General features: G+C 37.6%; 21 protein-coding genes. 13 read left to right on the top strand and 8 right to left on the bottom strand.

Annotated features, from left to right (window positions below; translation table 11 throughout):
- The first annotated feature begins 67 nt into the window (after window positions 1-67).
- The 13 genes from Q8S25_RS01485 (at window position 68) to Q8S25_RS01425 (ending at window position 15,845) form a co-directional block, all read left to right on the top strand.
- Window positions 68-730, top strand: a complete 663-nt coding sequence (locus tag Q8S25_RS01485; protein WP_305534176.1) for a hypothetical protein — start codon at window positions 68-70, stop codon at window positions 728-730.
- A 6-nt stretch (window positions 731-736) separates the two neighbouring features.
- Window positions 737-1,408, top strand: coding sequence for a methyltransferase domain-containing protein (locus Q8S25_RS01480; protein WP_305534174.1), 672 nt, complete (start codon window positions 737-739; stop codon window positions 1,406-1,408).
- Window positions 1,409-1,426: 18 nt separating this feature from the next.
- Window positions 1,427-2,785 carry a hypothetical protein gene (locus Q8S25_RS01475; protein WP_305534172.1) on the top strand — a complete coding sequence of 453 codons (1,359 nt, stop codon included), beginning with the start codon at window positions 1,427-1,429 and terminating at the stop codon, window positions 2,783-2,785.
- A 5-nt stretch (window positions 2,786-2,790) separates the two neighbouring features.
- A complete protein-coding gene (locus Q8S25_RS01470) occupies window positions 2,791-3,672 on the top strand; it encodes a bifunctional 2-polyprenyl-6-hydroxyphenol methylase/3-demethylubiquinol 3-O-methyltransferase UbiG (protein ID WP_305534170.1) in 882 nt (293 codons plus the stop codon).
- A 16-nt stretch (window positions 3,673-3,688) separates the two neighbouring features.
- Window positions 3,689-4,846 (top strand): glycosyltransferase family 1 protein, encoded by a 1,158-nt coding sequence (locus Q8S25_RS01465; protein WP_305534168.1) that lies wholly within the window; start codon window positions 3,689-3,691, stop codon window positions 4,844-4,846.
- A gap of 81 nt (window positions 4,847-4,927) precedes the next feature.
- Window positions 4,928-6,424 carry a Fic family protein gene (locus tag Q8S25_RS01460; RefSeq protein ID WP_305534166.1) on the top strand — a complete coding sequence of 499 codons (1,497 nt, stop codon included), beginning with the start codon at window positions 4,928-4,930 and terminating at the stop codon, window positions 6,422-6,424.
- Window positions 6,425-6,564: 140 nt separating this feature from the next.
- Window positions 6,565-7,152 carry a DapH/DapD/GlmU-related protein gene (locus Q8S25_RS01455; RefSeq protein WP_305534164.1) on the top strand — a complete coding sequence of 196 codons (588 nt, stop codon included), beginning with the start codon at window positions 6,565-6,567 and terminating at the stop codon, window positions 7,150-7,152.
- Window positions 7,153-7,171: 19 nt separating this feature from the next.
- Window positions 7,172-8,335, top strand: coding sequence for a glycosyltransferase family 4 protein (locus tag Q8S25_RS01450; protein ID WP_305534162.1), 1,164 nt, complete (start codon window positions 7,172-7,174; stop codon window positions 8,333-8,335).
- Complete coding sequence (locus tag Q8S25_RS01445; protein ID WP_305534160.1) at window positions 8,335-9,471, top strand: glycosyltransferase; 1,137 nt, start codon at window positions 8,335-8,337, stop codon at window positions 9,469-9,471. The genes Q8S25_RS01450 and Q8S25_RS01445 overlap by 1 nt, the downstream gene beginning before the upstream one ends.
- Window positions 9,434-10,840, top strand: coding sequence for an undecaprenyl-phosphate glucose phosphotransferase (locus Q8S25_RS01440; protein ID WP_305534158.1), 1,407 nt, complete (start codon window positions 9,434-9,436; stop codon window positions 10,838-10,840). The genes Q8S25_RS01445 and Q8S25_RS01440 overlap by 38 nt, the downstream gene beginning before the upstream one ends.
- The gene (locus Q8S25_RS01435; protein ID WP_305534156.1) at window positions 10,830-12,455 is read left to right on the top strand and encodes a hypothetical protein; all 1,626 of its coding nucleotides are present in this window, start codon (window positions 10,830-10,832) and stop codon (window positions 12,453-12,455) included. The genes Q8S25_RS01440 and Q8S25_RS01435 overlap by 11 nt, the downstream gene beginning before the upstream one ends.
- A gap of 26 nt (window positions 12,456-12,481) precedes the next feature.
- The gene (locus tag Q8S25_RS01430; protein ID WP_305534154.1) at window positions 12,482-14,773 is read left to right on the top strand and encodes an SLBB domain-containing protein; all 2,292 of its coding nucleotides are present in this window, start codon (window positions 12,482-12,484) and stop codon (window positions 14,771-14,773) included.
- A 1-nt stretch (window position 14,774) separates the two neighbouring features.
- Window positions 14,775-15,845, top strand: a complete 1,071-nt coding sequence (locus tag Q8S25_RS01425) for a Wzz/FepE/Etk N-terminal domain-containing protein (RefSeq protein WP_305534152.1) — start codon at window positions 14,775-14,777, stop codon at window positions 15,843-15,845.
- 1 nt (window position 15,846) lies between these two features.
- On the opposite strand, the gene Q8S25_RS01420 is transcribed toward Q8S25_RS01425, so the two are convergent.
- From Q8S25_RS01420 to Q8S25_RS01385, 8 genes are read right to left on the bottom strand one after another with little or no spacing between them, the layout of a single operon-like run.
- Entirely contained in the window at window positions 15,847-17,430 is a 1,584-nt protein-coding gene (locus Q8S25_RS01420) for a capsule assembly Wzi family protein (RefSeq protein ID WP_305534150.1), read from the bottom strand.
- A gap of 2 nt (window positions 17,431-17,432) precedes the next feature.
- Window positions 17,433-18,881, bottom strand: coding sequence for a capsule assembly Wzi family protein (locus Q8S25_RS01415; RefSeq protein ID WP_305534148.1), 1,449 nt, complete (start codon window positions 18,879-18,881; stop codon window positions 17,433-17,435).
- 55 nt (window positions 18,882-18,936) lie between these two features.
- Window positions 18,937-20,889 (bottom strand): nucleoside-diphosphate sugar epimerase/dehydratase, encoded by a 1,953-nt coding sequence (locus tag Q8S25_RS01410; protein WP_305534146.1) that lies wholly within the window; start codon window positions 20,887-20,889, stop codon window positions 18,937-18,939.
- A 39-nt stretch (window positions 20,890-20,928) separates the two neighbouring features.
- Window positions 20,929-21,537: a sugar transferase gene (locus tag Q8S25_RS01405; protein WP_305534144.1), complete on the bottom strand. Its 609-nt coding sequence runs from the start codon at window positions 21,535-21,537 to the stop codon at window positions 20,929-20,931.
- 7 nt (window positions 21,538-21,544) lie between these two features.
- Window positions 21,545-22,690: an aminotransferase class I/II-fold pyridoxal phosphate-dependent enzyme gene (locus Q8S25_RS01400; RefSeq protein WP_305534142.1), complete on the bottom strand. Its 1,146-nt coding sequence runs from the start codon at window positions 22,688-22,690 to the stop codon at window positions 21,545-21,547.
- The gene (locus Q8S25_RS01395) at window positions 22,677-23,300 is read right to left on the bottom strand and encodes an acetyltransferase (RefSeq protein ID WP_305534141.1); all 624 of its coding nucleotides are present in this window, start codon (window positions 23,298-23,300) and stop codon (window positions 22,677-22,679) included. Before Q8S25_RS01395 ends, Q8S25_RS01400 begins: the two co-directional genes overlap by 14 nt.
- A gap of 4 nt (window positions 23,301-23,304) precedes the next feature.
- Window positions 23,305-24,537, bottom strand: coding sequence for a glycosyltransferase family 4 protein (locus Q8S25_RS01390; RefSeq protein WP_305534139.1), 1,233 nt, complete (start codon window positions 24,535-24,537; stop codon window positions 23,305-23,307).
- A complete protein-coding gene (locus Q8S25_RS01385; RefSeq protein WP_305534137.1) occupies window positions 24,534-26,306 on the bottom strand; it encodes an alginate lyase family protein in 1,773 nt (590 codons plus the stop codon). The genes Q8S25_RS01390 and Q8S25_RS01385 overlap by 4 nt, the downstream gene beginning before the upstream one ends.
- Window positions 26,307-26,314 lie beyond the last annotated feature (8 nt).

The raw sequence follows: 26,314 nt of genomic DNA, 5'->3' as shown, positions 1-26,314 counted from the left end.
GCAACGGAATTTATACAAAACGGCGTAAAGATAGTCAGGATTGCAGCAACATTCCTTATTTTTGAGTATGCGAAGCATCCATCAAAAGTCTCCATTTTTAATTGCTTTGGTAGCAGCCATCCTTTTATTGAGTGCTTGTACCAAGAATTTAACCGAGGTAACCACTGTTTACGAGAATGATTTTAATGATGGCAATTTAAAAGGTTTACAAATAGTTGGGTGGATCAGCAATTTTTCAACTGGCATATTTCCAGAAACGGCCAAACTCCTTAATTACCAGGGGTCAACTATGATTGGAAGGCTTAACAATAGCAGAGCAGAAGTTACGGTAAACTCCTTACCCGAACACGATGTGGTAAGGGTAGAGTTTGACCTTTATGTACATGAAACTTGGAGAAACGATGTATTCGTCATGCGTTTTGATGACCAATTTAGATTGATTACCGGATTTTCCACTGATAGCACAGTAAAACAAGCTTATCCCAATTGGGTGGGCAATGGCTCAATAGAATACCCAGCAGGTAACTTGGCACAGGAAATCTATTTACCAAGCCCTTGCGGCAAAAATGTTGCAAGGGGAACCAATCGTTACAAAATGATTCACTCGATGGCCCATACGCAAACCAGCTTCAAATTCGATGTAAGTGATGTGGGAGGTACTTTGAATGATACCTGCAATAGAAGTTGGTCGGTAGACAATCTTAAAATTACAGTCCTAAATAATCAATAAGGAATCATGGGTTTGTTAAAGCTGTGGGTAAATCACCAAAAGGAAGATTCCTTTGTTAATCAATTGCGTAAAAAGCGATTTGCTTTATTGAAAGATCAAATAGAGCAATTGATTGCACAAAAAGGCCATATAAAGATATTAGACATTGGAGGCGAAACCGATTATTGGAAATATATAGGTTGGAAGAATGAGCATTGCACCATTTATTTATTAAACTTATCAACCGCACCAGGCCAAGCAGACGTACCCGGTTTTGTAAGGGTTACTGGCAGTGCATTGGAATTACCTTTTGAACCGGGTGATGTTGATTTAATTTTTTCCAACTCGGTTATAGAACATGTGGGCAGTTATGCCAATCAAAGTATTTTTGCGAAAGAAGTAAGAAGAGTTTGCCACAAATATATTATTCAAACCCCTTCTTGGTGGTTTCCATTAGAGCCGCATAGTTTGATTCCATTTTTTCAATATTTGCCCCATGCAATAAGGGCATTCTTAATCATGCGATTCAATATTAATTATTTTCCCAAAAAATCTACCTATCAAGAGGCATTGGCTGTTTCGCACTCTACATTAATGTTTACCCGTTCTCGATTTCAACAATTATTTCCAGAGGCAACACTTCATACAGAAACCCTGTTTGGAATTCCAAAGTCTTATACAGTGGTAAAAATGGATTAAGCCTTAACTTGTAGCAGCATGTTTGTATTCCCTATACTTTATATCAGTTTTTTCATTGCTACACTTAGAAGTCTTGCGGCCGATAAAGTGAAGGGAATTATGCTTTTTGTAGTATTTGCATTACCCATTTATACTACTACCCTTTCAGTAACGCATTTATATGGCTTCACCGAATGGATACCTTATTTGCAATCATTTAAAGAAATCACGATTGTTTTATTTTTAGGCTATTGCATTTTAAATATTCAACAAAAATTTAAATGGCAATGGATGGATAAAATAATGGCAGGCTTTGCCATTTATGCATTTTTATATGCGCTTTTACCCATTGGATCTTATGGATTAACACAAAAGTTATTGGCATTCAAAAGCATTAGTTTTTTTCCGTTCATTTATTTTACTGGAAGACTCATCAATTTTAAGAAGATCAATTTAAACGAGATTTTCAGCTTTATTGGTTTATTAACCATTGGAGCGGCATTGGTACTGGTGTATGAACTGGTAACCTATACCCATTTACAAACCCATACAGGTTATGCATTGTATAATCAACATTTTTACAATCAAGATCCCAGTGGTAATTATGGATTAACCTGGACTTTTGAAATTGAGAATGGCATGAAACGTTTTGCCAGTTTTTTTTCTACTCCTTTAGAGTTTTCAGCCGCCACATTGGTGGCTACAGCGGCATTGGCAGCATTGATTACGAATAACAACAATCAAATCAGGTTTACCCCTTTTACACAAATAGTATTAATTGGCACTGTAGCATCAATTGTATTTGCACTGTCTAGGGCTTCTTTTGCCAGTTATGGAATTATTGTGTACGTGTATGCATGGGTAACCAATAAAAAACAACTCATCAAAATTATTCATTGGGGTATGATAGGTGTTATTGTGTTGATTACATTATTTGCAATTCAAAATGATTTAATTGAATTTGTCATCAACACCATTACTTTCTCCAATGCATCAAGTGTAGGTCATATTATAGAATGGGTGAATGGCATTGAAGCAATAGGTAGGCAACCATTGGGCATGGGTTTGGGAGAGTCAGGAAGATTATCAGCCTTTGAAGGAGTGAATACAGGAGGAGAAAATCAATTCATTATTATTGGGGTGCAATTGGGTTTGGTGGGATTGGGACTGTACTTGGCGGCTTATATCTTCACCATAAAACATGCCATCAAAACCATTAAAACCCAAACAGGTAAAATTAGACGACTAGCGCTGTTTGTACTCTTAATAAAAATTGGATTATTTATACCCTTATTTACTGCCGAAGTAGAATCGTATATTTATATTAGTTACACTACTTGGTTTTTAACAGGTCTATTGTTTAACATGAAGGCACAAGTATTGAACAAGATTAATTAGTACTAATGGAATTATTGCACCAATGCCCTATTTGTAAAAGCGAACAGATTGTTCCTTTTTCAATGAAATACCAAGCGGGCTTTCCACATATATCAAGAACCCAGTGTACACAATGCCAGGTGCAATTTGCTAACCCCATGGCCAATGAACAAGAGCTGATGGAATTTTATAGCAATTATTACAGCAAAGGAAATTTTGGCGCACTGGATTATAAAAAAAAGATCAAAGAAAAAATTAGCCAAATAAAAGCCACCCCATTAGAAAAAATAAAGTTGGCCAAACAATTGGTTTTACAATACCAACCAACCGGACAGTTTTTAGATATTGGTTTTGGTTTAGGGGAAGAATTGGTTTCGTTTGCACAACTGGGATTTAGCGTTTATGGAACCGAGTACGATGCAGACTGCATTGCATTTATTGAACCTGAAATTGCAGGAGCCCAATTATTTAATGGAGACTTGTTGCAAGCAGGCTATCAAAACAATCAATTTAATATCATTAACCTGTATCATGTAATAGAACACCTGATACAACCCATTGAATATGTACAAGAGCTGCATAGAATTTTAACACCAGGTGGAATAGTGATGATAGGCACACCCGATAGCGGCAGCTGGGCATATCGAGTTTTTAGAAAATTGAATTTAGTATTAGGCAAAATACCGCCGATTGTAGACGGTTTAGAACATACAGTGGTGTTTAATAAACAAAATTTAAAACAATTATTTGCTGACAATGGATTCAATATTATTGAACAAATGAACGAGCGAGTGAATGATGGTTTTAATTCAATTTTTAAAAGCAACCTAAGCCTCAGAAAAAAAATTGTTCGCTATATTCAAACTTTTTTGCCTGTTAATCAAGTATTAATTGCGAAAAAAAAATAGGACTGAAACCTGGAATATGCAAAGAAAAACGATTGTAGGTGTAGATGTGAGAGATTTACAAATTTCTAAATCAGGAGTCAAAACCTATTTGGAAGAATTATGTAAAGAATTTGCAAAACCAGACGCATCCATTGAATTTGTTTTCATTCGAAATCGCATACCCGTTTACACAGGTAATAACCCATGGGGTAAATTATTAGAGCATATTCGGTTTCAATGGTGGAAGCAAATCATGCTCCCTTTTAAAGCTAAAATGAAAAGCTGCGATGTATTGTTCTGCACCGATTTTTTTGTACCCGTTTTTAGTTGGGGGATTAAAACCGTCCCCGTATTTCACGACGCTTTTTTTTGGGAGTACCCTGCACATTACAATAAATATTGGAGGACTTTATTTATTCAATTGGGATTGAGGGCAGCCAAAAAAGCAGCGTTCATTGTTACACCCACAATATATACGCAGGAGCAGATTGCGCGATACTCGGGGATTGCAAAGGAAAAAATTATTCCTATTCACGAGGGCCCGAAAAGATTTGATGGTTCGGGCACTGGTAATCCAGTAGGCAAACCCTATATTTTGCATATTGGTACTGCGGAAAAAAGAAAGAATCTACCCTTTTTAATCAAGGCTTTTCATGAGTTGATTCAATCTCGCGAGTTGTCGAACGCCGTCGAACAAAACAATGCTGCGGCGGATATGATCCCCCAAAATCTTTGTCTGGTTTTGGCAGGTCAGTTTACCAATAAAAGCACCATTAACGATGCACCTACAATAATGGCAACCATTGAAGCACTTGCATTAAAAGACCGAGTGATTTTAACCGGCTATTTACCCGACGAAGCCGTACCAGCCTATTATACACACGCGGCATGTTATGTATTTCCATCGTTGAACGAAGGATTTGGCATCCCAATTTTAGAAGCATTTCAATATGGAACACCCGTATTAATTGCCAATAACAGTTGTTTACCCGAAGTGGCTGGTGATGCCGCATTGGCATTTGACCCAACCAATCAGGCCGCACTGGTGGCGCAACTCAAGACTATCCTAACGAATCAAAGCCTACGTGAAACCCTTATTGCCAAAGGCAAAGAGCGACTGCAACAATTTACCTGGGAATCTGCCGCCGCAGAACTAAAAGGCCTTTTTAAGCAGGCCCACAACACAAAACTATAGTTTTAGTACAACATGAAATTATAGTTTACGTACAACACAAAATTATAGTTTTGGTACAACAAAAAAGTATAATTTTGGTAAATGGCAACCCCATCAGAAAAACTAGCTAGTTCGCTAGAAATATTAAACGGCTTACAAGATAAAAATATTGTAGCCATAAGAACAAGCCAATTAACGCGTACCCATCGGGAACGGCTGTTAAAAAATGGCTTCATCAAGGAAGTGCATTCCGGCTGGTATATTATTTCATCGCCTGACCAACAAGATGGAGATAGCACTTACTGGTACAGTTCTTATTGGAAATTTTGTGCAGAATACTTAAATCATAAATTCAAGAATCAGTGGTTCATTTCTGCTGAGCAATCATTGATGATTCATGCTGGTAATTGGACCGTGCCAAAACAATTAATTATCAAATCGGCGAAAGCAAATAATTTCAAGACCGATTTACCATTCGACACCTCTTTTTTTCAAATAAAATCTACCCTGCCTCAACAATCAGAGATTGTTGTTATAGATGGATTAAGGCTGATGAGTGTGTCGACTGCGCTAGTTAATGCTGCACCCAACACTTTCACGCAAAATGCTACAGATGTACGCACTGCATTATCTGTTATAAAATCATCTTCCGATATTTTAGCCATCCTATTAAACGGAGGGCATTCCATTGTTGCAGGTAGGCTAGCAGGTGCATTTAGAAATATTAAAAAAGATAAAATAGCGAACGACATCATTAAAACGATGAAAGACGCAGGATACGCAGTTCGCGAATCAGATCCTTTTAAAGATCAACTGCCTGTTTTATTCAATTCAAAAGATGTGTCCCCTTATGCAAACAGAGTGAGGCTTATTTGGAGTGAATGCAGACAAATAATTATTAATCAATTTCCCAAAGCACCAGGTTTACCAAAAAAGGTTGATGCTTATATAAAAGCGGTAAAAGAAATTTATGTAACAGATGCCTATCATTCATTGTCTATTGAAAGATACCAAGTTACACCAGCCTTGATAGAACGTGTTAGAAGCGGCAGCTGGAATGCTAAAAATAACGAAGCCGATCGCAAACAAAGGGATGCAATGGCAGCAAGGGGATATTGGGATGCATTTCAAATTGTAGAAAAAAGCATACGCAAAGTATTGTCGGGAAAGAATGCAGGTAAAGTATTGGATGATGACCACGGCGACTGGTACGGGGGTCGTTACAGAAATAACCAGGTATATATCAGCAATTCAATGCACGTTCCTCTGAGCAAAGAAGCCATTAGAGATGCGATGCCTGAATTAATGGAATTACTAGAACAAGAAACAGAAGCATCAGTGAGAGCCGTTTTAGGCCATTTTATTTTTGTGTTCATTCACCCCTATATGGATGGCAATGGAAGAATGGGCAGATTTATTATGAACCTGATGTTGGCATCTGGAGGGTATCCATGGACGGTGATTCCTGTAGAAAAAAGAAAACAATACATGCATGCATTAGAAGAAGCAAGTGTGAACTTGAATATATTGCCTTTTGCTAAATTCATCAGTCACTTAGTGAGTGAAAGCATGAAAGGGAAACCCGTTGCCAAAGTGTAGCGCAAACAAGAATTTAAATTCATAGTCTCGTTTCAAAATAGAATATTTGCAGTATCAAAACGAATCCTTCCATATCAAACAGATTTCCGGGTAATTGGAGTGGGCGCAATAAGCTCATTACTTATTGCAGACTAGCAGTGATGTTTGTTCGTGGAATGGGGCACCGTTTATTTTTTGGAAAAAGCGCAGGGTTGGTTTTGGTGGGCTGCAATGTATCGGTACGATACGCGCATCAATTGATGGCGGGCAAAGACCTGATCATTGAAGACAATGCCGAAATCAATTGTTTGAGCGAGCAAAATATTGTGCTGGGTAATAGAGTAACCATTGGCAAGCACGCCATCATTCGACCATCGAATATTTATGGGGGTGCAATTGGTGCAGGATTAAAAGTGGGGGACCATTCTAATATTGGTCCTTACTCTTATATTGGTTGTTCTGGAAAAATTACCATTGGCAACAATGTAATGATTTCTCCGAGGGTGAGCATTTATGCAGAGAACCATGTATTTGATGAAGCCAATATCCCTATGAAAGAGCAAGGCGTAACACAGTCTGCTGTTACCATTGAAGACGATTGTTGGATAGCAGCCAATAGCATTATTTTAGCAGGCGTCACCATTGGCAAGGGCTCGGTGATTGCTGCGGGATCGGTGGTTACTAAAAGCGTACCCCCTTATAGTGTGGTAGCTGGTGTACCGGCTAAAGTAATTAAACAAAGGAACTAATGAATAAACAGAGGAAGTAATGAAGCTGCTGATTTTGCATAGTTCCTCCGACTTATATGGAGCCAGTAAAATATTGTTGACCAGTTTGGCCCTCTTTAAAAAACACGGCCATGAAGCCATGGTAGTGTTGAGTGCAAAGGGCGAACTATCCGAACAATTGGCGCAAATGGATGTGGCCGTTATATATATGCCCTTGGGCATTATTCGCAGAAAATACATGAACCCAAGGGGTTTGGTGAATCGGGTGCAAGCCACCCGCCAAGCCATCAAAGCCATCAAAGAAATTATTGTTGCCGAAAAAATTGAGCTGGTTTATTCTAATACCACTGCGGTATTGGCAGGGGCATTTGCGGCCAAGCAATTGGGCATCAAACATATTTGGCATGTTCACGAAATTATTCAGCGACCTTATTTTTTATTTAGGGGCTTGAGTTATTTGCTGAAACATTATGCAGATAAAATTATCGTGGTGTCTAAAGCGGTTCAGGATCATTGGGCAAAAAATATACCCATCAGCAAAATACTTTTGGTATATAATGGCATCGATTACAGCGAATACGGTTCGCCGGCCGCTGCGTCGGACGGGCCGCGCGATAGCGCCGAGCCGCGGCAAACCGCGCAGAGCGAAAGCGCCGCGCTGCGCCGCTTAGTTATCGGCATGATTGGCCGTGTACACCACTGGAAGGGCCAAGATTATTTTTTGCAGATTGCGGGGGAGCTCATTAAAACCCATCCCCATTTACAATTTGTGATGGTGGGTGATGCATTCCCGGGCAACGAGTATTTATACGAAAATATCAACCGTTTAAAAACGGAGCTGAACCTAGTAGAAGCCGTAAAAGACTTAGGCTATCAAACCAATATACCCGCCATCCTAGGGCAATTGGATATATTTGTGCTGCCTTCCATTTTACCAGACCCTTTTCCAACGGTGGTATTAGAAGCCATGGCTGCAGGCAAAGCCATTGTTGCAACCAATCATGGTGGAGCCACCGAAATGATTGAGTCGGGTAAAGAAGGATTATTAATACCATGGAACAATGCCAAAGCAGCCGCAGCAATAATGGAGCCAATTATTACCGATGCCGCATTAAGAAAAGCCATGGGAGCAGCTGCTGCAAAAAAAGTGCGCGCCGAATTTTCATTGCAAGCCTTTGAAGAACGGATTTTAAAACTATTGTAATGGTCATTTCAATTATAGGTTCTAGAGGTTATCCTTATGTGTACAGCGGTTATGAAACTTTTGTAAAAGAGTTGTCGGAACGATTGGTGAAGAAAGGCTATCGAGTAAGGGTCTACTGCCACAAGAATTTATTTCAAGAAAAACCCAAGCAAGTCAATGGCATTGAGCTGGTGTATATCCCCACCATCGAAACCAAATCCTTGAGCCAATTGATCCATTCCTTTTTATCAATGTGGCATGCCTGCACCACGGGATCTGATATTATTTTAGCCGTGAATGCAGCCAATGGACCCTGGGGAATCATTTCCAAGATTTGCAGAAAGCCCACCCTCATAAATGTAGATGGCATGGAGTGGTTAAGACCCAAGTGGAAAGGTTTGGGGGCCAAGTATTTTAAGTTTGCAGCTTGGCTCAGCACCAAATTATACGACCGCATTATCACAGACGCCGAAGCCATGCGGCAAGTGTACCTAGACCTATTTCAAAAAGACTCTACGGTGATTGCATACGGGGCCAGCTTGCGCTACAGCCAAGATCCCTCTTTAATCAACCGCTTTAACCTTGCCCCACAGGAATATTATTTAATAGTAGGAAGATTAATCCCCGATAACAATAGTCATTTGCTGTTAGAAGGATTTTTGCAATCCAATTCAAGCAAAAAACTCGTGATAGTGGGCGATGTGCCTTATCAAGACGATTATGCCCAAAGCATGAAAGCCAAAGCCAGTGATCGGGTTATTTTCTTGGGCTATATCAATAATCCCAACGAATTGGCCGAATTGTACCACCACTGTTTTGCCTATTTACATGGCCATGCATTTGGGGGCACCAACCCTACCTTATTAAAAGCCATGGCATATGGATGCGCTATATTAGCAATTGATACCCCATTTAGCCGAGAAATGCTACAAAATGGTATATTTGGGCTCTTGTTTCAGCAGACCCCCCAAGCTGTTGCACAATTGATGCAACGTGCAGAACAAAATGATGCTCTAATAAATGAGCTTCGATTGCACGCCAGGGAGGGAATAGGCCTTCGGTATCAATGGGATCATGTAACGGAAGCATATATTAGCGTTTTTAAAGTATTAAAGCAGCATGGCCAAGAAAGCCTACAACAGATACACACTCATTAGATACATAATAGATGCCCCGGTAGTGGGTATGTCGTACCTGTTGGCCTTGCAGTTTACCCAAACCGAAAACATTCACAACAATAGCATCAACAGCATTGGATTCTTATTAATCCTATTAACGGTATGGTATATTACCGCTTCTTTTGCCAAATTGTACACCGATAGAAGATCCAATAAATTTTCAGAAGAAATTATTTTCATTACCTATAGCTTAATCTTATTTACCATTTTATTGAGCTCGGTTTCTTTTTTCCTGCGCGATTATTACCAGTTCAACACCAATTTTTTTCCCATTTATGTAGGCACCCTATTTGCGTTATTGACATTTACCAAATATGTGGTGCGCAAATATTTGCACTCGGCCATTTATCAGGGAAAATTATACGACAATATTGTAATCGTGGGCGCCACTCCAGCAGGCATGGATTACTACGAAACCATCAATAAATATTATTACTACGGCTACAAGTGCATTGGATTTTTAGACAATCAGCAAGCCAAAATGAATGGCTGTGCTTATTTTGGAAAAACAGAAGCATTGGCCGAAGTATTGAGAAAACAAAGAGTAGACGAAGTAGTGATAGCATTGCCCAATAAGTACTCTAACCAGATACAAGACTGCATAGATGTATGCGATACCTATTCCGTTAAAACCCGCATCATTCCTAATTTGCACCAATACACAGCCAGCAATATACAAGTGAATAATATTGGTATGATGCCCGTGATTAATATACGGGAACTGCCCTTAGATAAAATAGAGAACAAGATTTTAAAACGATTTTTTGATATCAGTTTTTCGCTTTGTTTTTTCATACTCTTGGGTTGGTGGATCATGCCCATCATAGCACTAGCCATCAAGCTGGGTTCTAAGGGTCCGATTATTTTTAAACAAGAAAGATGGGGATTGCAGAACGAACAAATTATTTGTTACAAGTTCAGAACCATGACTGCGGGCAACCACGATTTGGACGCCAATGGTCAATACCAACAAGCCACTAAAAATGATGGAAGGGTTACTTGGATTGGAAAGATTTTGCGCAAAACCAATATGGATGAACTGCCCCAATTTTGGAATGTATTGGTAGGCAATATGTCGGTAGTAGGACCCAGACCCCACCCTACTCCATTGAATTTAGAATCGATGCATACGGTAGACAATTATATGTTGCGACATATCGTATTGCCGGGCATTACGGGCTGGGCGCAGGTAAACGGAGCAAGGGGAGAAACCAAGGCAAAGGGTTCTATGCAAAAGCGCATCAATTTTGATTTGTATTATATCCATCGCTGGACATTTTGGTTAGACTGTCAAATTATACTTCAAACCATTATTAATATTATCAGGGGGGACCAGAATGCGTATTAAAACAATTATTTACCAATGCGTTTTACTATTGGTATTAGGCAGTACCTCTTTGCAAGCACAAACGGTGTACGAGAATCATCGAAGTGAAATTTACAATTACTTGGGGCGAATGGCACAGAAGGGATTGATACAATTTGATGATCATATTCGGCCATTAAGCCGGGTATATATTGGGGCCTGTTTAGACAGTTTACAACAACATCAAACAGTTTTAAGCCCCATTGAAAAAAGCGAATTGAATTTTTATCTACAAGAATACAGAGACCAATTCGATACTGATCCAGGAAAAGCTACAGAACAATTAAATTGGTTTAAAAAAGATGCCAATGGGCGTTTTAGAATGGCCACCGCCATTGGTAAAGACGCATCTTTTTATTTTGACCCTACTATTACTGGTGCACAAGTGGGAGGTACTAATAAAAATTATACAACCCGCAGTACCGGCTTAAGACTTTGGGGAAGAGCAGGGAAAAGATTTGCTTTTCAATTTGCTTATCAGGATGTGTTGCTCAAGGGCAATGGCTATGATACCACTGGGGTTCTGGGGCCTGAAACTGGTTATATCAGAAAAGATACTACCGCTTTTAAAACCTTGAATTATTCTCAGTTTAGGGGAAGTATTTCCTATAGTTTTAAAAATGGATCAATAGCTATTGGGCAAGACCATTTGTTATGGGGCTATGGCGAAAATGGAAGAACCGTCTTATCGGATAAAGCACCTGCATTTCCTTTTATACGCTTAGACTATCAATTGTTTCCTTGGTTGAAATTTCATTATACCCATGCCTGGTTAAACTCGAGAATGATTGATTCTACCAATAGTTACCCCTCTGAAAATGGGGGTATTTATGGGGGTGATCGAATATTATTTGTGCCCAAATATTTTGCCACCCATAGCATCCAAATCAAAGCCATGAAGGGCTTGGATATTTCATTGGGAGAATCCATTGTATACAGCGACAGAATGGATGCGGGCTATTTAATTCCCGTGATGTTCTTTAAGCTCTACGATAATTTGTCTAATAATTCCGATATAAGAGCAGGCTCTAATGGGCAATTGTTTATCATGGCCAGCAGCAGGAACCAAATAAAGAACACGCATATCTACGGTACTTTATTTGTGGATGAAATTAGACAGAGCACTATTTTTAATCGCAATAAAAGCAGGAACCAAATCGGCTTTAATATTGGAGCATCGGTTACCGATTTGTTTGTGCCTTATTTAACAGCAGGGTTTGAATACACCCGAGTAAATCCATTTGTGTACCGCAATTTATACCAGGCCCAAAACTATACCCACCAAGGGTTTGTAATGGGCGATTGGATGGGCAATAATTTTGATAGAATGATTTTTACGGCACGCTATACACCCATCCCTAAATTGAAATTACAAATGCGGTACCAAGTCATTAGAAAGGGTGGATCGGGTACCTTGGCCGACCAGTATTTTGCAGAGCCCCAGCCCCGTTTCTTGTTTAACCAAGGCCCAACCCAGAAAGAGTTCTTTTTGCGGGCTTCTTATGAATGGTTGAATAACCTCACGTTCACTGGCTGGTACAGCAGCTGGAATACTACGGGCAAGACTTGGAGCTTGGGTGTAGGCTACGGGCTTTAATGTATATTTGTTAAATGATGAATAGGATGATCAAATACATTTTCGTATGGTTATTGGTGTTGGTTGCAAACAATGGTTTTGCGCAGCTCAATAATACCGGAAAAGCGCCCATGCAATTGGGTAAAATGAGCGACCAGCAAATTTTGCAATACTGGCAGAAAACCCAGCAGTCTGGTTTGTCTGAATCAGAAGCCATTAGCCAATTGGTGAGAGGCGGCATGGCTCCTACCGATGTAAATGATTTTAAGAAGCGCTTGTTGAAAATACAGGGCATGTCTAAGTTAAATAATTCAGGGGCAAAGGCATTGGTAACCGACTCTGCTTTGTTTTTGAGTGATAGTACCTGGGTGAATGAAGTGCCCTTGTTGAAAAAAAGAATCCGTTATTATGGATACGAGTATTTTAGTAATCCCAATGCCATTTTACAACCCAATGCAAGGGTAGCTACTCCACAAAATTATATTCTTGGACCAGGTGATCAATTGTCGATCAGTTTAACGGGCGTTAATATTAAGTCTTTAGAACCCACTGTTAGCCCCGAAGGAAGAATTGATTTAGAATATGCAGGACAATCGGCGGTGAATGGATTAACCATTGAGCAAGCAAGTAAAAAAATAAAAGACCAATTAAAAACCATTTATCCAGCGCTGAATTCAGGACAAACCAAACTCTATGTAACATTAGCTAAAGTGCGTTCCATCAGAGTAACGGTAATTGGTGAAGCAGAAATTCCAGGAGACTATGTAGTGAACGGATTGGCGGGCTTGTTCAATGTATTGTATTTATCGGGCGGGCCAACTATTAATGGATCATTGAGACAGATAGAACTCATTAGAAATAACAAGGTATTTCAGGTGGTCGATTTTTATCAGTTTTTACAAAAAGGAATATTAGATCAACATATCAGATTAGAAGACCAAGACATTATTCGCTTCCCCTTATACCAGAAAAAATTGATCTTGAGTGGTGAAGTAAAAAGACCAGCCATTTATGAATTATTAGACAAAGAAACGTTGGCCGATGGTATTCAATATGCAGGGGGATTTACCGAATGGGCATTGAAAGACTTGGCTAAAATGGTGCAGATATCCAATAGGGAATTGCAAATGAAAGATATTGCTGCCAGCGATTTTGGTTATACCATCCCACGCAATGGAGACAGTGTATTTGTAGACAGGGTACTCAGCAGTTATACCAATAGAGTGGTGTTAACAGGAGCCGTGTATAGACCAGGTAATTATGAATTAACCAAGGGATTAACGCTTTCACAATTGATTAAGAAAGCCGATGGGTTGAAGTTGCAAGCTTATGCCAATAGAGGATTTATCAACAGACGCAATGCAGGCACAGAGCCTACCATGTTGGCTTTTGATGTAAGCAGTTTATTATCGGGAACCAGTGCAGATATTGTATTGGAAAGAGAAGACTCTGTGGTCATTGCCTCTAGAGAAAATTTACAAGCCAGTTTACAAGTAACCGTAGGTGGCGCAGTAAAAAATCCGGGCGTGTATCCTTATAGTAGGGGTATGCAATTAGAAGATGTATTATTAATGGCCAATGGATTTACCAATGATGCTGCCAACCATAAAGTAGAAATTTCTAGACTAGAAAAAAACAGGGCCGATACCTTGGCCAACCAATTGCTCACCGTGATGACGGTTGGCGTAGACTCTATGTTGGTGAACACCAATAGCCGCACTTATTTGGAACCACTGGATTATATTTTTGTGCCAAGATTAGTGAACTATAAAAAACTGGGGAATGTAAAATTGGGTGGTGAAGTATTGTATGCAGGAGAATATGCATTGGAAAAGCGCAACGAAACCTTGAGAGAATTAATTAGCCGAGCAGGCGGTATTACCCCATTGGCTTCAATGAATGATGTGCAAATTTTTCGTAATCAACTCAGGGTGGGAACCAATGTATTGGACCAATCGAATGCACCATTTTTATTGCAACCCGGAGACAGTATTTTTATACCACGCAATGAACCTTTTGTAGAAGTAAAGGGGGCAGTATTCAATCCACAGTTATTGAGTTATGAATCGGGCAGCTTTAAAAAGTATATTTCAGAAGCTGGCGGATTTACAGAGAAGGCCGATCATAAAAGGGCTTATGTGCAATACAGCAATGGTATTAATAAACAGATTAAGCGATTCTTATTTTTTAGAACTTACCCAACGGTATTACCTGGGTCTAAAATTATTGTACCAGAAAAATCAGGAACGGAAAGAAGGGGCTTGTCTATTTTAGAAGTCTCCGCCATTACTGGATCCTTAACCGCATTGGTTAGTTTAATCAGTGTATTACGCAGATAATATGAGTAATCAACTACATTCCATAAACGAAGAAGAATCGAGTTATTCCTTCGCTGTCATGCTGAACAATTGGAAACAATTGATTCCCTATTTATTGGAGCAATGGAAATTGATTTTGGGCATTGCAGTGCTTGGGGCATTGGCAGGACTGGGCTATGCTTGGTATAAGCCCATTACTTATACAGCACGCTTAACATTTGTAGTGGAAGACAGCAAGAGTGCTGGTGGCGGATTGGCATCGGTATTAGCTGGTCAATTGGGAATGGATATTGGCGGGTTAACAGGGGGTTCAGGAGTGTTACAAGGAGACAATGTATTGGAATTACTCAAGAGCAAAAGCTTATTAAAAAAAGCATTGCTTAGTGCATCAGATAGTTCAAGCAAGAATTCATTGGCCGATGTGTATGCCAATAGTTATGAATGGAAGAAAAAATGGTTGAAGAGCAGTAAACTGGGAAGCCCCATTCAATTTGGCGTGGGCGTTCGAAAATTCAGTAGAACAGAAGATAGTTTGTTGCAAGTGATTATGAAGCGCATTATTGAGAAAGAATTATCGATTGCCAAGCCCGATAAAAAACTGGGCATATTTGCATTAGAAATTACCACCCGCAATGAAGCCGTGAGCCAACAACTCTGCGAGCGATTATTACAAGTGACTACTGATTTTTATGTAGATACTAAAACGAAAAGGCTAAAGGGGAATGTAGACCGATTGCAACATCGGGTAGATAGTTTGGGAAGAATTTTAAATATCAAAACTTATTCGGCGGCCAATGCCAACAGACAATTGTTGGATGGAAACCCCGCGTTCACCGCACCAGAAGTGAGTGCAGAAATTAGCTCCAGGGATAAATTGGTACAGTCTACCGTATTTGGAGAATTGACCAAGAATTTAGAAGCCAGTAAAACCGTTTTAATACAAGAAACCCCTACGGTACAAGTAGTGGATCAACCTGAATTGCCTTTAAAAGAAAATAAATTGAAATGGTGGATGGGGCTACTGGCAGGAGCTGCCATTGGAGGATTCATGGGCATCCTTTATTTATTAAATACTGCACCCAAAAGAAAATAATTTAGAAGCGATAGATAAGAGAAACCTTACTATGGATATTGATTCGGTCGTATCCCCTACTAAAATAAAATAGGGGTGCTTCCAAGGTTCTCCATTGGTAGTTTTGAGAACGAATCAACCCCAACTGACCAGACAAAATCAATTGCTTGAATTGCCAGTTGGCATGAACCGTAGTGGAAAGGTCAACCCATCTGCGAGCAAACTCATTTAGGCCTTGCCAAGTGTAATAATAGAAGTCGTTGTTGTGTACTAAGCGCTCGAATTTTACGCCTATTTTATTCATGCCATTCACATAACTGATGTCCATAATTTGGCTATTGCTACCCGGTCCAATGCCTGCACCCAGCACCTGACCTTGATGGGTATAACCATGCGGTACATGTACGCTGGTGTACCAACTATTGGTGGTTTGGGTCAGTTCTGCAGTAGGCAATTGCAGTTGGGTAAACTCCGCAGCAAATTCCCAGAAATGTTTTTTACGGGTAGCAAATAATTTTCTAAAACCAGCCACATAAGCCCTTGGATAACCAGTTTCGAAAGCTAGGTTAAAGGGCGTGGGAATTTTATCGTTGCGACCGTATTCAAAATAGAGTTCTGCATGTTCTGCAGGCATTAAATAGCGGGCAAATAAAGAACCAATGATTGCATTCTTGTTATAGGGTGCAGCAGCCCCATTGTACCCATAACTAACCGCATTCAATCCAAGGGTTAAGCCATTGGTCCATTTGGGTTGCCAGCTGATATTCAAGCCTACTAAGGAACGAGATTGGGTGGGTTTGGGTTGATAGAGGGGTTGCCCCAAATCATTGAAACGATTGCGATCGGGGGGTAAAATATTCGAAGCTTTTAAAGTACCTGCAATCAATTGTGTTTCAAAACGACCGATAGCCGTTTGAAATGGACTGGTGGTTTTTACACTAATATGGGTAAAGCCAGGGGCATTATTGCTCATGACCAAGGCATTGAATCTACCCGGTCCCCACCAAATATTTTCATTGGAAATGCCAAGAGCCAAATTTTTATGATGGTATTGAAGAAAGGATTGACCAGCAAATAGCTTATTGTACCGTCCATTACCCATTTGCTCGGGCTGATCTATTTTATTCAACCAACGATAATAACTCTCCCAAATTTTAGGATATTGTTCCGTAGAAAAAGTTTCAAAAGCTGGATTTTCTGCTGTTATGAATTCTGGTCTAAACTGATAAGAAAAATTCCCTATGTTTCCTTTGATCCCCAATGCCACCAAATGTTGCAAACCTTTGGCACGAATCATTGCACCATCATTCAATCCATGCGGATACCCACTGTTGAATTGTTGAATGATTTGGATGGGTAGGTATTGAAATAATTTAGTTTTATTATTTTTCTTGTTGATTGGGTACAGACTATCAATGGCAGTATTGATTTCAGCAAAGCCATTGATCATGAAAGCAGCACGTGGGGAAACCCTACCCAATAATTGGTTTCTTCTAACAATGTCTTGCATTCCATCACCTAAAAAAGAACTGGATTGCGCATGCAATATCGGCTGTAAAAACAGAGAGCTCAATATTAGGAAAAAACCATGAACAGTCTTGAGCATGCTTATTTAAAATTGTATTGAATCATTAAACGACTGTGCAAGTTGAAAGGATTGTTTCCTTTTTCCCAACTGTAATTATTGGAACGAATCAATTGAACTTTGGCCCCCAGAATCATGTTTTTATACCTCCATTGAGGTATCCAACCAATACTGAAATCGGTCCATTTATTGACCCGATTTTCTGGGTCTCTTTCTATTCTTTGTATTAAAAATCCGTTGCGGAGATTACCATTTACCCAAGTTGCAGAAAATGTTTGCAGGTTGGCCCCGAAACCTGCACCCGCACCCATGATTTGGTTTTCGTGGGTATAACCTTGCCCAATTTGTCCATGAACATACCAATTTCCCGCATCTCTTACTAAATAATCTGGCGATTGACTCATTTGAGTAATCTCTGTTTCTAATTGAATATATTTCTCCGCTGATTTTGGAATTAATTTTCTAAACCCCGCTGTATAGGCAGAAGAATGGGTTGGGCCATTGATATAGTCCCTGAAATTCACGCCATAATCGTTCTTACCGTATTCAACATAAAACTCCGCATTGGCTTTGGGTAAAACCCAGCGCAAAAAGAATGATGCCAATTGGTCACGTCTGAGCGTGTCGTCTCCAAAATAATTTGCCTTCTCAAGAGGTAGCCCAATGATGGGTAAATATTTACTAATAAAACCAGCTGGTCTATTCAATGATTCTTCCCCATATTGTTGTAAGGAACGGGTCATACCTAGAAACAATCCCTTAATCCATTTGGGTTGCCAGCTAATTACATAGGAGTTTAAATAACGCCAAATATTGCCATTATAACGTGGTTGTAAATGATTGTTCTCGAAGCCAATGCTTGAAGTTGAAGTTAAACGAGCACCTATCAAGTTGAATTCAATATTTCCAATGGGCGTTTTAATGGGTTTGCGGGTGCCTATAAATGCATGCAAAAAACCTGGGGCATTATTGCTCATCAATAAAGAGCTATGAATGCCAGGGCCCCACCAAAGATTTTGGGTGGATACCCCTAATGAAATTGCTCCATAGTTGGCTTTAACAAAAGATTGACCAGGGAATATTTTGGAATAAGAATTATTATTGTGATTGCCATATTGGGGTGTGGCGTAATTGCCATTGGAAGCAAACACCAATTCAGGAGCAAGCTGTACTTCAAAAATACCGTATTGCATGTTTACACCAGGTCTTGCTAATACCTGATAGCCTTTTGCCTGAATCATTGCTCCATCATTCCAACCGAAGGGATGGTGAGTATTCAATTGTTGGGTGAAAACAAAAGGTAAAAGTGTAAAAGAAGACTTTTTCCAGTTACTCTTTCCTACTGCTATGATAGTATTAAATTGATTGGAAAAGGAAACAGTAGAATCGTGATTGCCCAATAACTGTTGATTCCTCAATTGGTTTTGATTGATGGATTCTAATGTATAGGATTGACTTTGTAAATTGTTCAAAAAAAATATTGAGCAACCTATTAAAACAAATCTATAAGAACACTTCATAAATGGATTACCCAACTTTATTCATATTAATCACTTTAGGCGCATCCAACTGCTCAAATTCGGAATTATTACTGATGAACTCGGGTACCAATTCTTTCATGGCTTTAACGATTGAGTTAACTGATTCCTGCCTTTTTGCAGGGCCAATTAAGCCGTCTATTTGAATAGATAAGCTAGCATATTCAATAGTCCGGGTTTTAGCAATTAAGATTTTCTCGTGATAGGTATTGAGTGTGTTTTCTGCATTATTTAACAACTCTTCATAGAGTTTTTCACCTGGTCGTAACCCTGAATATTCAATCTTAATGTCCTCATCGGGCACCAATCCAGACAACCTAACCATTTTCCTAGCTAGATCAGCAATCTTTACTGGTTGTCCCATATCAAAAACAAAAATCTCTCCCCCATTGCCCATAGAACCAGCTTCTAATACCAATTGACAGGCTTCCGGAATAGTCATGAAATAACGAGTAATATCTGGATGGGTGACCGTAACAGGTCCTCCTGCTTCAATTTGTTTTTTGAATCTTGGGATTACTGAACCATTCGATCCTAAAACGTTTCCAAAACGAGTTGTAATGAACTTTGTTCTGGTAGTTGATAAATTACTTTGGAATTGTAGTTCTTGGTTCTGGTATAGGCTCTGCACATACATTTCTGCTATTCGTTTAGAAGCCCCCATAACATTGGTTGGGTTCACTGCTTTATCAGTAGAAATCATTACGAATCTTTCTACTCCATATTTAATGGATAAATCTGCCAACAATTTAGTTCCGCCTACATTCGTACAAATGGCTTCCAAAGGGCTATTTTCCATCATTGGAACATGCTTATATGCTGCTGCATGATAAACAAATTGGGGATGGAAATCTTGAAAGATTTTATCTACAAATAGCTCATTCCGAACATCCCCCAAAGCCAAGATAAAATTATTGCAACCTAGCTCTTCTAATTCTAGCTTAAGGTCATGCAAAGGGGTTTCCGCACAATCATTCAATACAATTGTTTTGGGTTTGTACTGTAATAACTGACGCACAATCTCGCTTCCTATAGAACCAGCAGCTCCAGTAACTAGAACTGTTTTATTGTTTAGCTGTTTGAATAAAATTTCGTTGTACAACTTAATTTGTTCCCGCTCTAATAAGTCTTCAATCTTCACATTCTGCAGTTGCTTGGTGCTTAACTGACCATTGATCCAACTCTTCAATGGCGGTACCGTAAACACTTCAATTTTATTATCCAAACAAAAATCGACTATTTCATTTTTTCGCTTAGAAGGTAACTTAGTAGTAGCAATAATTAATTCATCAATTAAATATTGCTTTAATAAAAGTTCCAACTGAGAAGAAGAACAAATTTTTATCCCATCTATATTTTTTCCCACTTTACGCTGATCATCTTCAATAAACAAAACCATTTGAATATTTGCAGTCATATCATGCTCTAAAGCACGCTTTGTAGAAATACCGACGTCCCCTGCACCGAATATCGCTACTCTTTTTTTGGTAACATTGATGGTAGTGATATAAGAGAAGAAATATTTTATAATAACACGATACGAACTTAATCCTACAAAGGAAAGGAGCATATTTATAACCAAAACAGAAGCTGGAATTAATCGAAACCCATACCATTGTAGAATGAATAAATCTAAAACATAGTATCCAACATTAGCAAAAAATACTACAAAGAATATTCTAAAAGTATCTTGTAAACCTGTAAAACGTATGATTCCTGCATAAACTTTAAATAGTGAAAAAAGGGATATATTAAAAGCTAGCAATATCAATAAGTTTTGACCTATTTGACCTTCTTGAAATACACCGAAGTTGAACTCATTTTTAATCAGATAAGCTAATAAGAAACAAAAAGTACCTACAGACATATCTAAAATAAAAATCACCCACCTAGGGATTATAGAGAGGTTTTTAATTCGACGTAACTGGTATCTAGAAAACATAGATTATTTTTTGCGGAATCATCTTTAAAGATATGTCAATTAATCAATTTGGCCCTGAAATTCTGCCATTGTAGCCTGCCCATTGGCATTAATTCCTTTCCTTTGAATCACATTTACAATTGTTTTCAAAAGAATTTTAAAATCCATCCAAAAATCCTGATTTTTAACATATTCAATATCTAAACTAAATTTTTCTTCCCAACTTATAGCATTTCGACCATTTACTTGAGCCCAGCCGGTAATTCCAGGTTTTACTTCATGACGACGCGCTTGTTCTTTATTATACCGTTCCAAGTATTGCATTAGCAAAGGCCTTGGACCAACAAGACTCATATCTCCTTTTATAACATTTATTAATTGCAATAATTCATCTAAAGATGAGGATCTTACAAATTGACCAATTTTAGTCAGTCGAAGTTCGTCAGGAAGTTGATTGCCATTTTCATCAATCGCATCCTTCATAGTTTTGAACTTGATAATTCTAAATGGTTTCCCATACAAGCCAGGACGTAATTGAAGAAAAAAGATACTCCCATTATTTACTATTGTTAGTAACCCCATAGTCAAAAGAATTATTGGAGATAATACAAGTAACAAAAAAAGGGCTATTATAAAATCAGCAGTTGGCTTTATAATTTTTTTATACAATTAATTTCTATTTTTTAAATATTGATGTCAAGGCAGAAAAAATTCTTTCAAATTCTTTCTCAGTAAGGTTGGACCCACTTGGTAGGCACAAACCATTTTCAAAAAAATTTTCACAAACCCCTTTTCCAAAAAAACTTGTTCCTTCATAAATTGGTTGCATATGCATTGGTTTCCATAAAGGACGAGATTCTATATTTTCTTCTTCTAGTTTAAGTCGTATCGTTTCTCTTGATATACCACTTGTTAATTTGGAATCAATTAGAATTGCAGTAAGCCAGAAATTACTATAAAAATCATCATTGGGCTCAGTTTGAAATGTGATTCCGGGAATATCTTTAAAGAAATCACGATATTTTTGATTATTTGCACGTCTTTGCGCAACTCGTAAATCTATTACTTCCATTTGCCCACGACCAATTCCAGCCACAATATTACTCATTCTATAATTATATCCAATTTGGGAATGTTGATAGTGAGGTGCTTCATCTCTTGCTTGGGTGGCTAAAAATCTAGCTTGGTCTATATATTTTTTGTTTGTTGATATTAGGGCACCACCACCACTTGTTGTAATAATTTTATTACCATTAAAACTCAATGCTGCCATATTCCCAAAAGTTCCACAACTTTGACCTCTATAGAGTGAACCTAAAGCCTCTGCTGCATCTTCAATAATCGGTATAGAATACTTATCAGCAATTGCTTGAATTTCGTTCATTTTAGCAGGCATCCCATACAAATGAACAGGTATAATTGCTTTTACTGATCTATTCTGATAAGCTTTCAATGCCTCTTCTAAAGCAATAGGACACATATTCCATGTATCTGATTCAGAATCTATAAAAACAATTTCAGCTCCTTGGTATGAGACTGGGTTTGTTGTACCGCAGAATGTGAAACTTTGCACTATTACTATATCTTTTGGACCAACATCTAATAACCTTAAAGCTAAATGGAGTGCTGCAGTACCTGATGTGAGTACAGCAGCATGCATTTCTAATTTACCAGTTAAATAACTTGTTATGTCAGATTCAAAACCATTTACGTTTGGGCCTAAAGGTGCAACCCAATTAGTATCAAACGCTTCGTTTACGTATTTTTTTTCATCCCCGCCCATATGAGGAGATGATAGCCAAATTTTATTATTGCTCATCATGATATTTAATTTTTTTAGCAGGCACACCAACTGCAGTACAATTGGATTCTAAATTACAAATAACAACAGATCCAGCACCAACTTTACACCATGCGCCAATTTTAATATTTTGAATTATTGACGACCCTATTCCAATAAAAGTTCCTTCGTCAATAAATACCCCACCCGCTATACTAGAATTAGGTGCAATGTGAGAGAAATCACCAATTACACAATCATGGTCTATGCATGATCCTGTATTGATAATACAATGTTTGCCTATTCGTGAACCTGGCTGAATTACACAACCTGCCATGATTACTGTACCTTCTCCAATTTCTACATCATCGGCAATAACTGTTGATGGGTGTATTATTTTTTCCCAATAGATATTATCAAGCTTTAGACTAATCTTTTTCCGAATGGTATTATCACCTATAGCTATAATACCATTTCCGCAAACAGAATTATCTATTGGATAAAGAACTTTGATCCCGTACAAAAATATGTTTGCTACAATAGGATTATCATCAAATAAAAGTTCAATTAGAAATCCAGCCTTTTTTGCTGTATCTATAACAACTTTAGAGTGCCCACCAACACCAAAAACTTTTAATAGTTGCTTTTGCATTTAACTAGAGTATTTTCGAAATAGCATCAAAGTATTTTTCAGCCAGTTTTATTCTATCGAAATTATTTTTTGCATAGTGATAACCATTTTCACCATGTTGAGCAAGCAATGTTTTATTATTTAGATAATACTTAATTTTTGATACAATTTCATTAACATTTTCTGGCTCTGCATAAATACCACAAACTGCAGTTTCAACCAAGGTTCTAGAAACACCGTCAATTAGTAACAAAATTGGCTTTTTGCAAGCCATATAATCAAAAGTTTTATTACTATATACAGTTTTGAAAGTATCAACTTTTTTTAGAACCGATGTGCCTAAATCAGAAGCTATTATATATTTAAATACTTCATTTTTAGGGACACTATCTAAGAAAATAACATTTTTTAAACCACGCTTCATTACCTCTTCCTTCAACATTTTTTTCTGCATCCCATCCCCAATTAATTGGAATATTACATTAGTATTTTGTAAGTTTTCTGCAGCTTCAATTAGTTGAATTAAGTGATTTGCTACTCCATGTGCTCCTACGTAGGTGATAACAAATTTATCATCAATGCCATTTTGCTTTCTGAAAGTTACTGAATCAAAATTATTAAGTAATTGATCAGAAAATGAGAAGTCTGCAGCATTAGGAATTAAAATAATTTTCTGAGGCTGAACTTCCTTTTTCTCAATTAATATTGTTCGAAAGGCTGGGGTCAAAACATTTATCATTTTCGCCTTCTTATAAATAAATGCTTCAAGAAAATAGGCAAGCTTAATTACTAATTTATTAGTAACAATTCCTGTGTCAATTGCTGACTCTGGCCAGAGATCTCTAATTTCAAAAACTAAAGGTATTCGTTTAAATTTTGAAATAATATAGCCTGAAATACCAATAAATAATGGAGGTGAAGAAACTATAACTATATCATATTTACGATTAGCCTTGAATAAGCCTGCCCATATAGATGAAAATACAAAACTAAAATACCCCCATAGTCGTCCAATAAAATTTGAATTATAAAACTCTGATACATGGCAACGAATCACCTCTATATCCTCTTGGTTATTTACTACAAATAATTTTCCTTTATAGCGAGGTAATTTTTCAAATCCATTGTAATGCATCATTCCTGCTATTACAGTAACTTCACATCCCATAGTTTTCCAAACTTGTGTAATCTCATTCCATCTCGAGCCTCCTGGATCTTCAAGTTCTAGATAATACTGGTGAATTAATAATATTTTCATAATAAACTTAACTCAGTTTTTATCAAAGATTCATTAGTCTTGCATTCAAGATATAATACTTCATCCTTTACTCCATAATAATTACTTTTATATCCTTTCTTTATTTCTGGGACTACAATTTCACCATTTCTAGCAATAGAACTATTTATGTTCAGGCTACCATCAATATGCCAAATTTGATTTAGTTGCAAACCTTTTGGCATATTATCAATGTTATCAGTTACCTCCCAAAATAATCTATATTTTTTCTTAATAATTGTTCTTTGATGAGTTATACCTTTTTTTATAAATCGAAATACATTTATTCTTCCATTGAAAATATAACTATCATTCGTTTCACTTACAGATACATTTTGTAACCTTGTCCAAAAGTACCAAATAAACCTTGCTCCTTTTAGCATTTGATCAAAATCATTTAACATTACAGTATTATGTGATCGTGTGCCACTAAAATATTTAATTAAAGATCTATTAGTATTGTATTTATATGAACCACAATCATATAAAACATTCTTTCCTTCATGCCAGATATCAATATGCAAATCATCTGCTTGCGCAGGTCTATCTTTGTATCCGCCACATTTTATAAACGTTATTGTAGAATACTCTCTAAGTATATAAAAACCACCTATAGGATACTTACTCCAACCATTTCTCCGTTTGATAGGTTTAAATTTAACTGGGGAATGAAGTTTTGAATTCATAAAAAAAGAGTCATCATTCCATGGTCCATCTCCGTAAAGAGGTTCCCCGGTTAAAAAAATATGAAGTGTTTGTAATTGGGGCCTATAATCTCTAAAGTCACATTCAGTTAATGGGAAAAAGAGAGCCCCATCGTTCGAACCATAATTTGATAGCCAACCAGTATTTTCGTCTTGAGCATGATATAAAAAATCGAGTGATGAATATGCACGATCATAAACAAGATAATGAAAATGGTCTTGAGTTTTCTCTGCAATCATAAATGCCCAACTCAATAATTGAACAACTACGCGATGATAGTTATGACTAAACTGCAAATAAGTACCATCTTCATATATCTGATATATAATTTCTTTTTCAAACCAGTTCTTGCCTTTTGCTTTCCATTTTAATGCCCCATCAAAAAAGGGGAATAAGGAGCCTACTATATATAGTGCAAGTGTTTCAGTTATAGCATGATTATTTCTAACAGCAATCCTTGAAAAATGTATGTTATCAAATACATGTTTCATTTGCCAGTAAATAGCATTCAATATAATTTGATATCTTTCTTCTGTTAGCGACTTAGAGTGCTTATAATAATTTAAGCTATATACCCAGTTAAGCACTCTTAGAGATATCTCTTGACTACACTTATAGTTCGGCCCTTGGTTTATAGGATTACCCTTAATCCAAGATTCTATACGCTTCCATACCCATTCGCTATGGTCTGTTTTATTTTGTTCATCATAACGAATGACATCATAAATAAATGTAAATCTAGATGGTTCCCATACATATTTAATATCTCCGTCCTTTTCATTAATGTCTTTGATTTTTGTCCAATGTTGCATTTTATCATAACTAAATCCATTTGAGGGATTAGTCACCCAATCATAATGCTCGCCTAGAAAATACCACTGCTTATTAAAATATAAACAGTATCCATCAAGTACATTATTTATTCGAGAATTAACAGTGGTTTTTATTAATCGATTACCATCTAATAAACCTGCGGATGAACACCAAATTTCAAACGAATCAAATTTTTTTTCTACTGGATTTATTGGGAATTTTTTTTCATACAACCTAAACC

This window comes from Sediminibacterium sp. (genome assembly GCF_030695065.1).
In the GTDB taxonomy this organism is placed as follows: domain Bacteria; phylum Bacteroidota; class Bacteroidia; order Chitinophagales; family Chitinophagaceae; genus Sediminibacterium.
The sequence above is the reverse complement of the archived record's forward strand: the minus strand, read 5'-3'. Positions and strand labels throughout refer to the sequence as shown.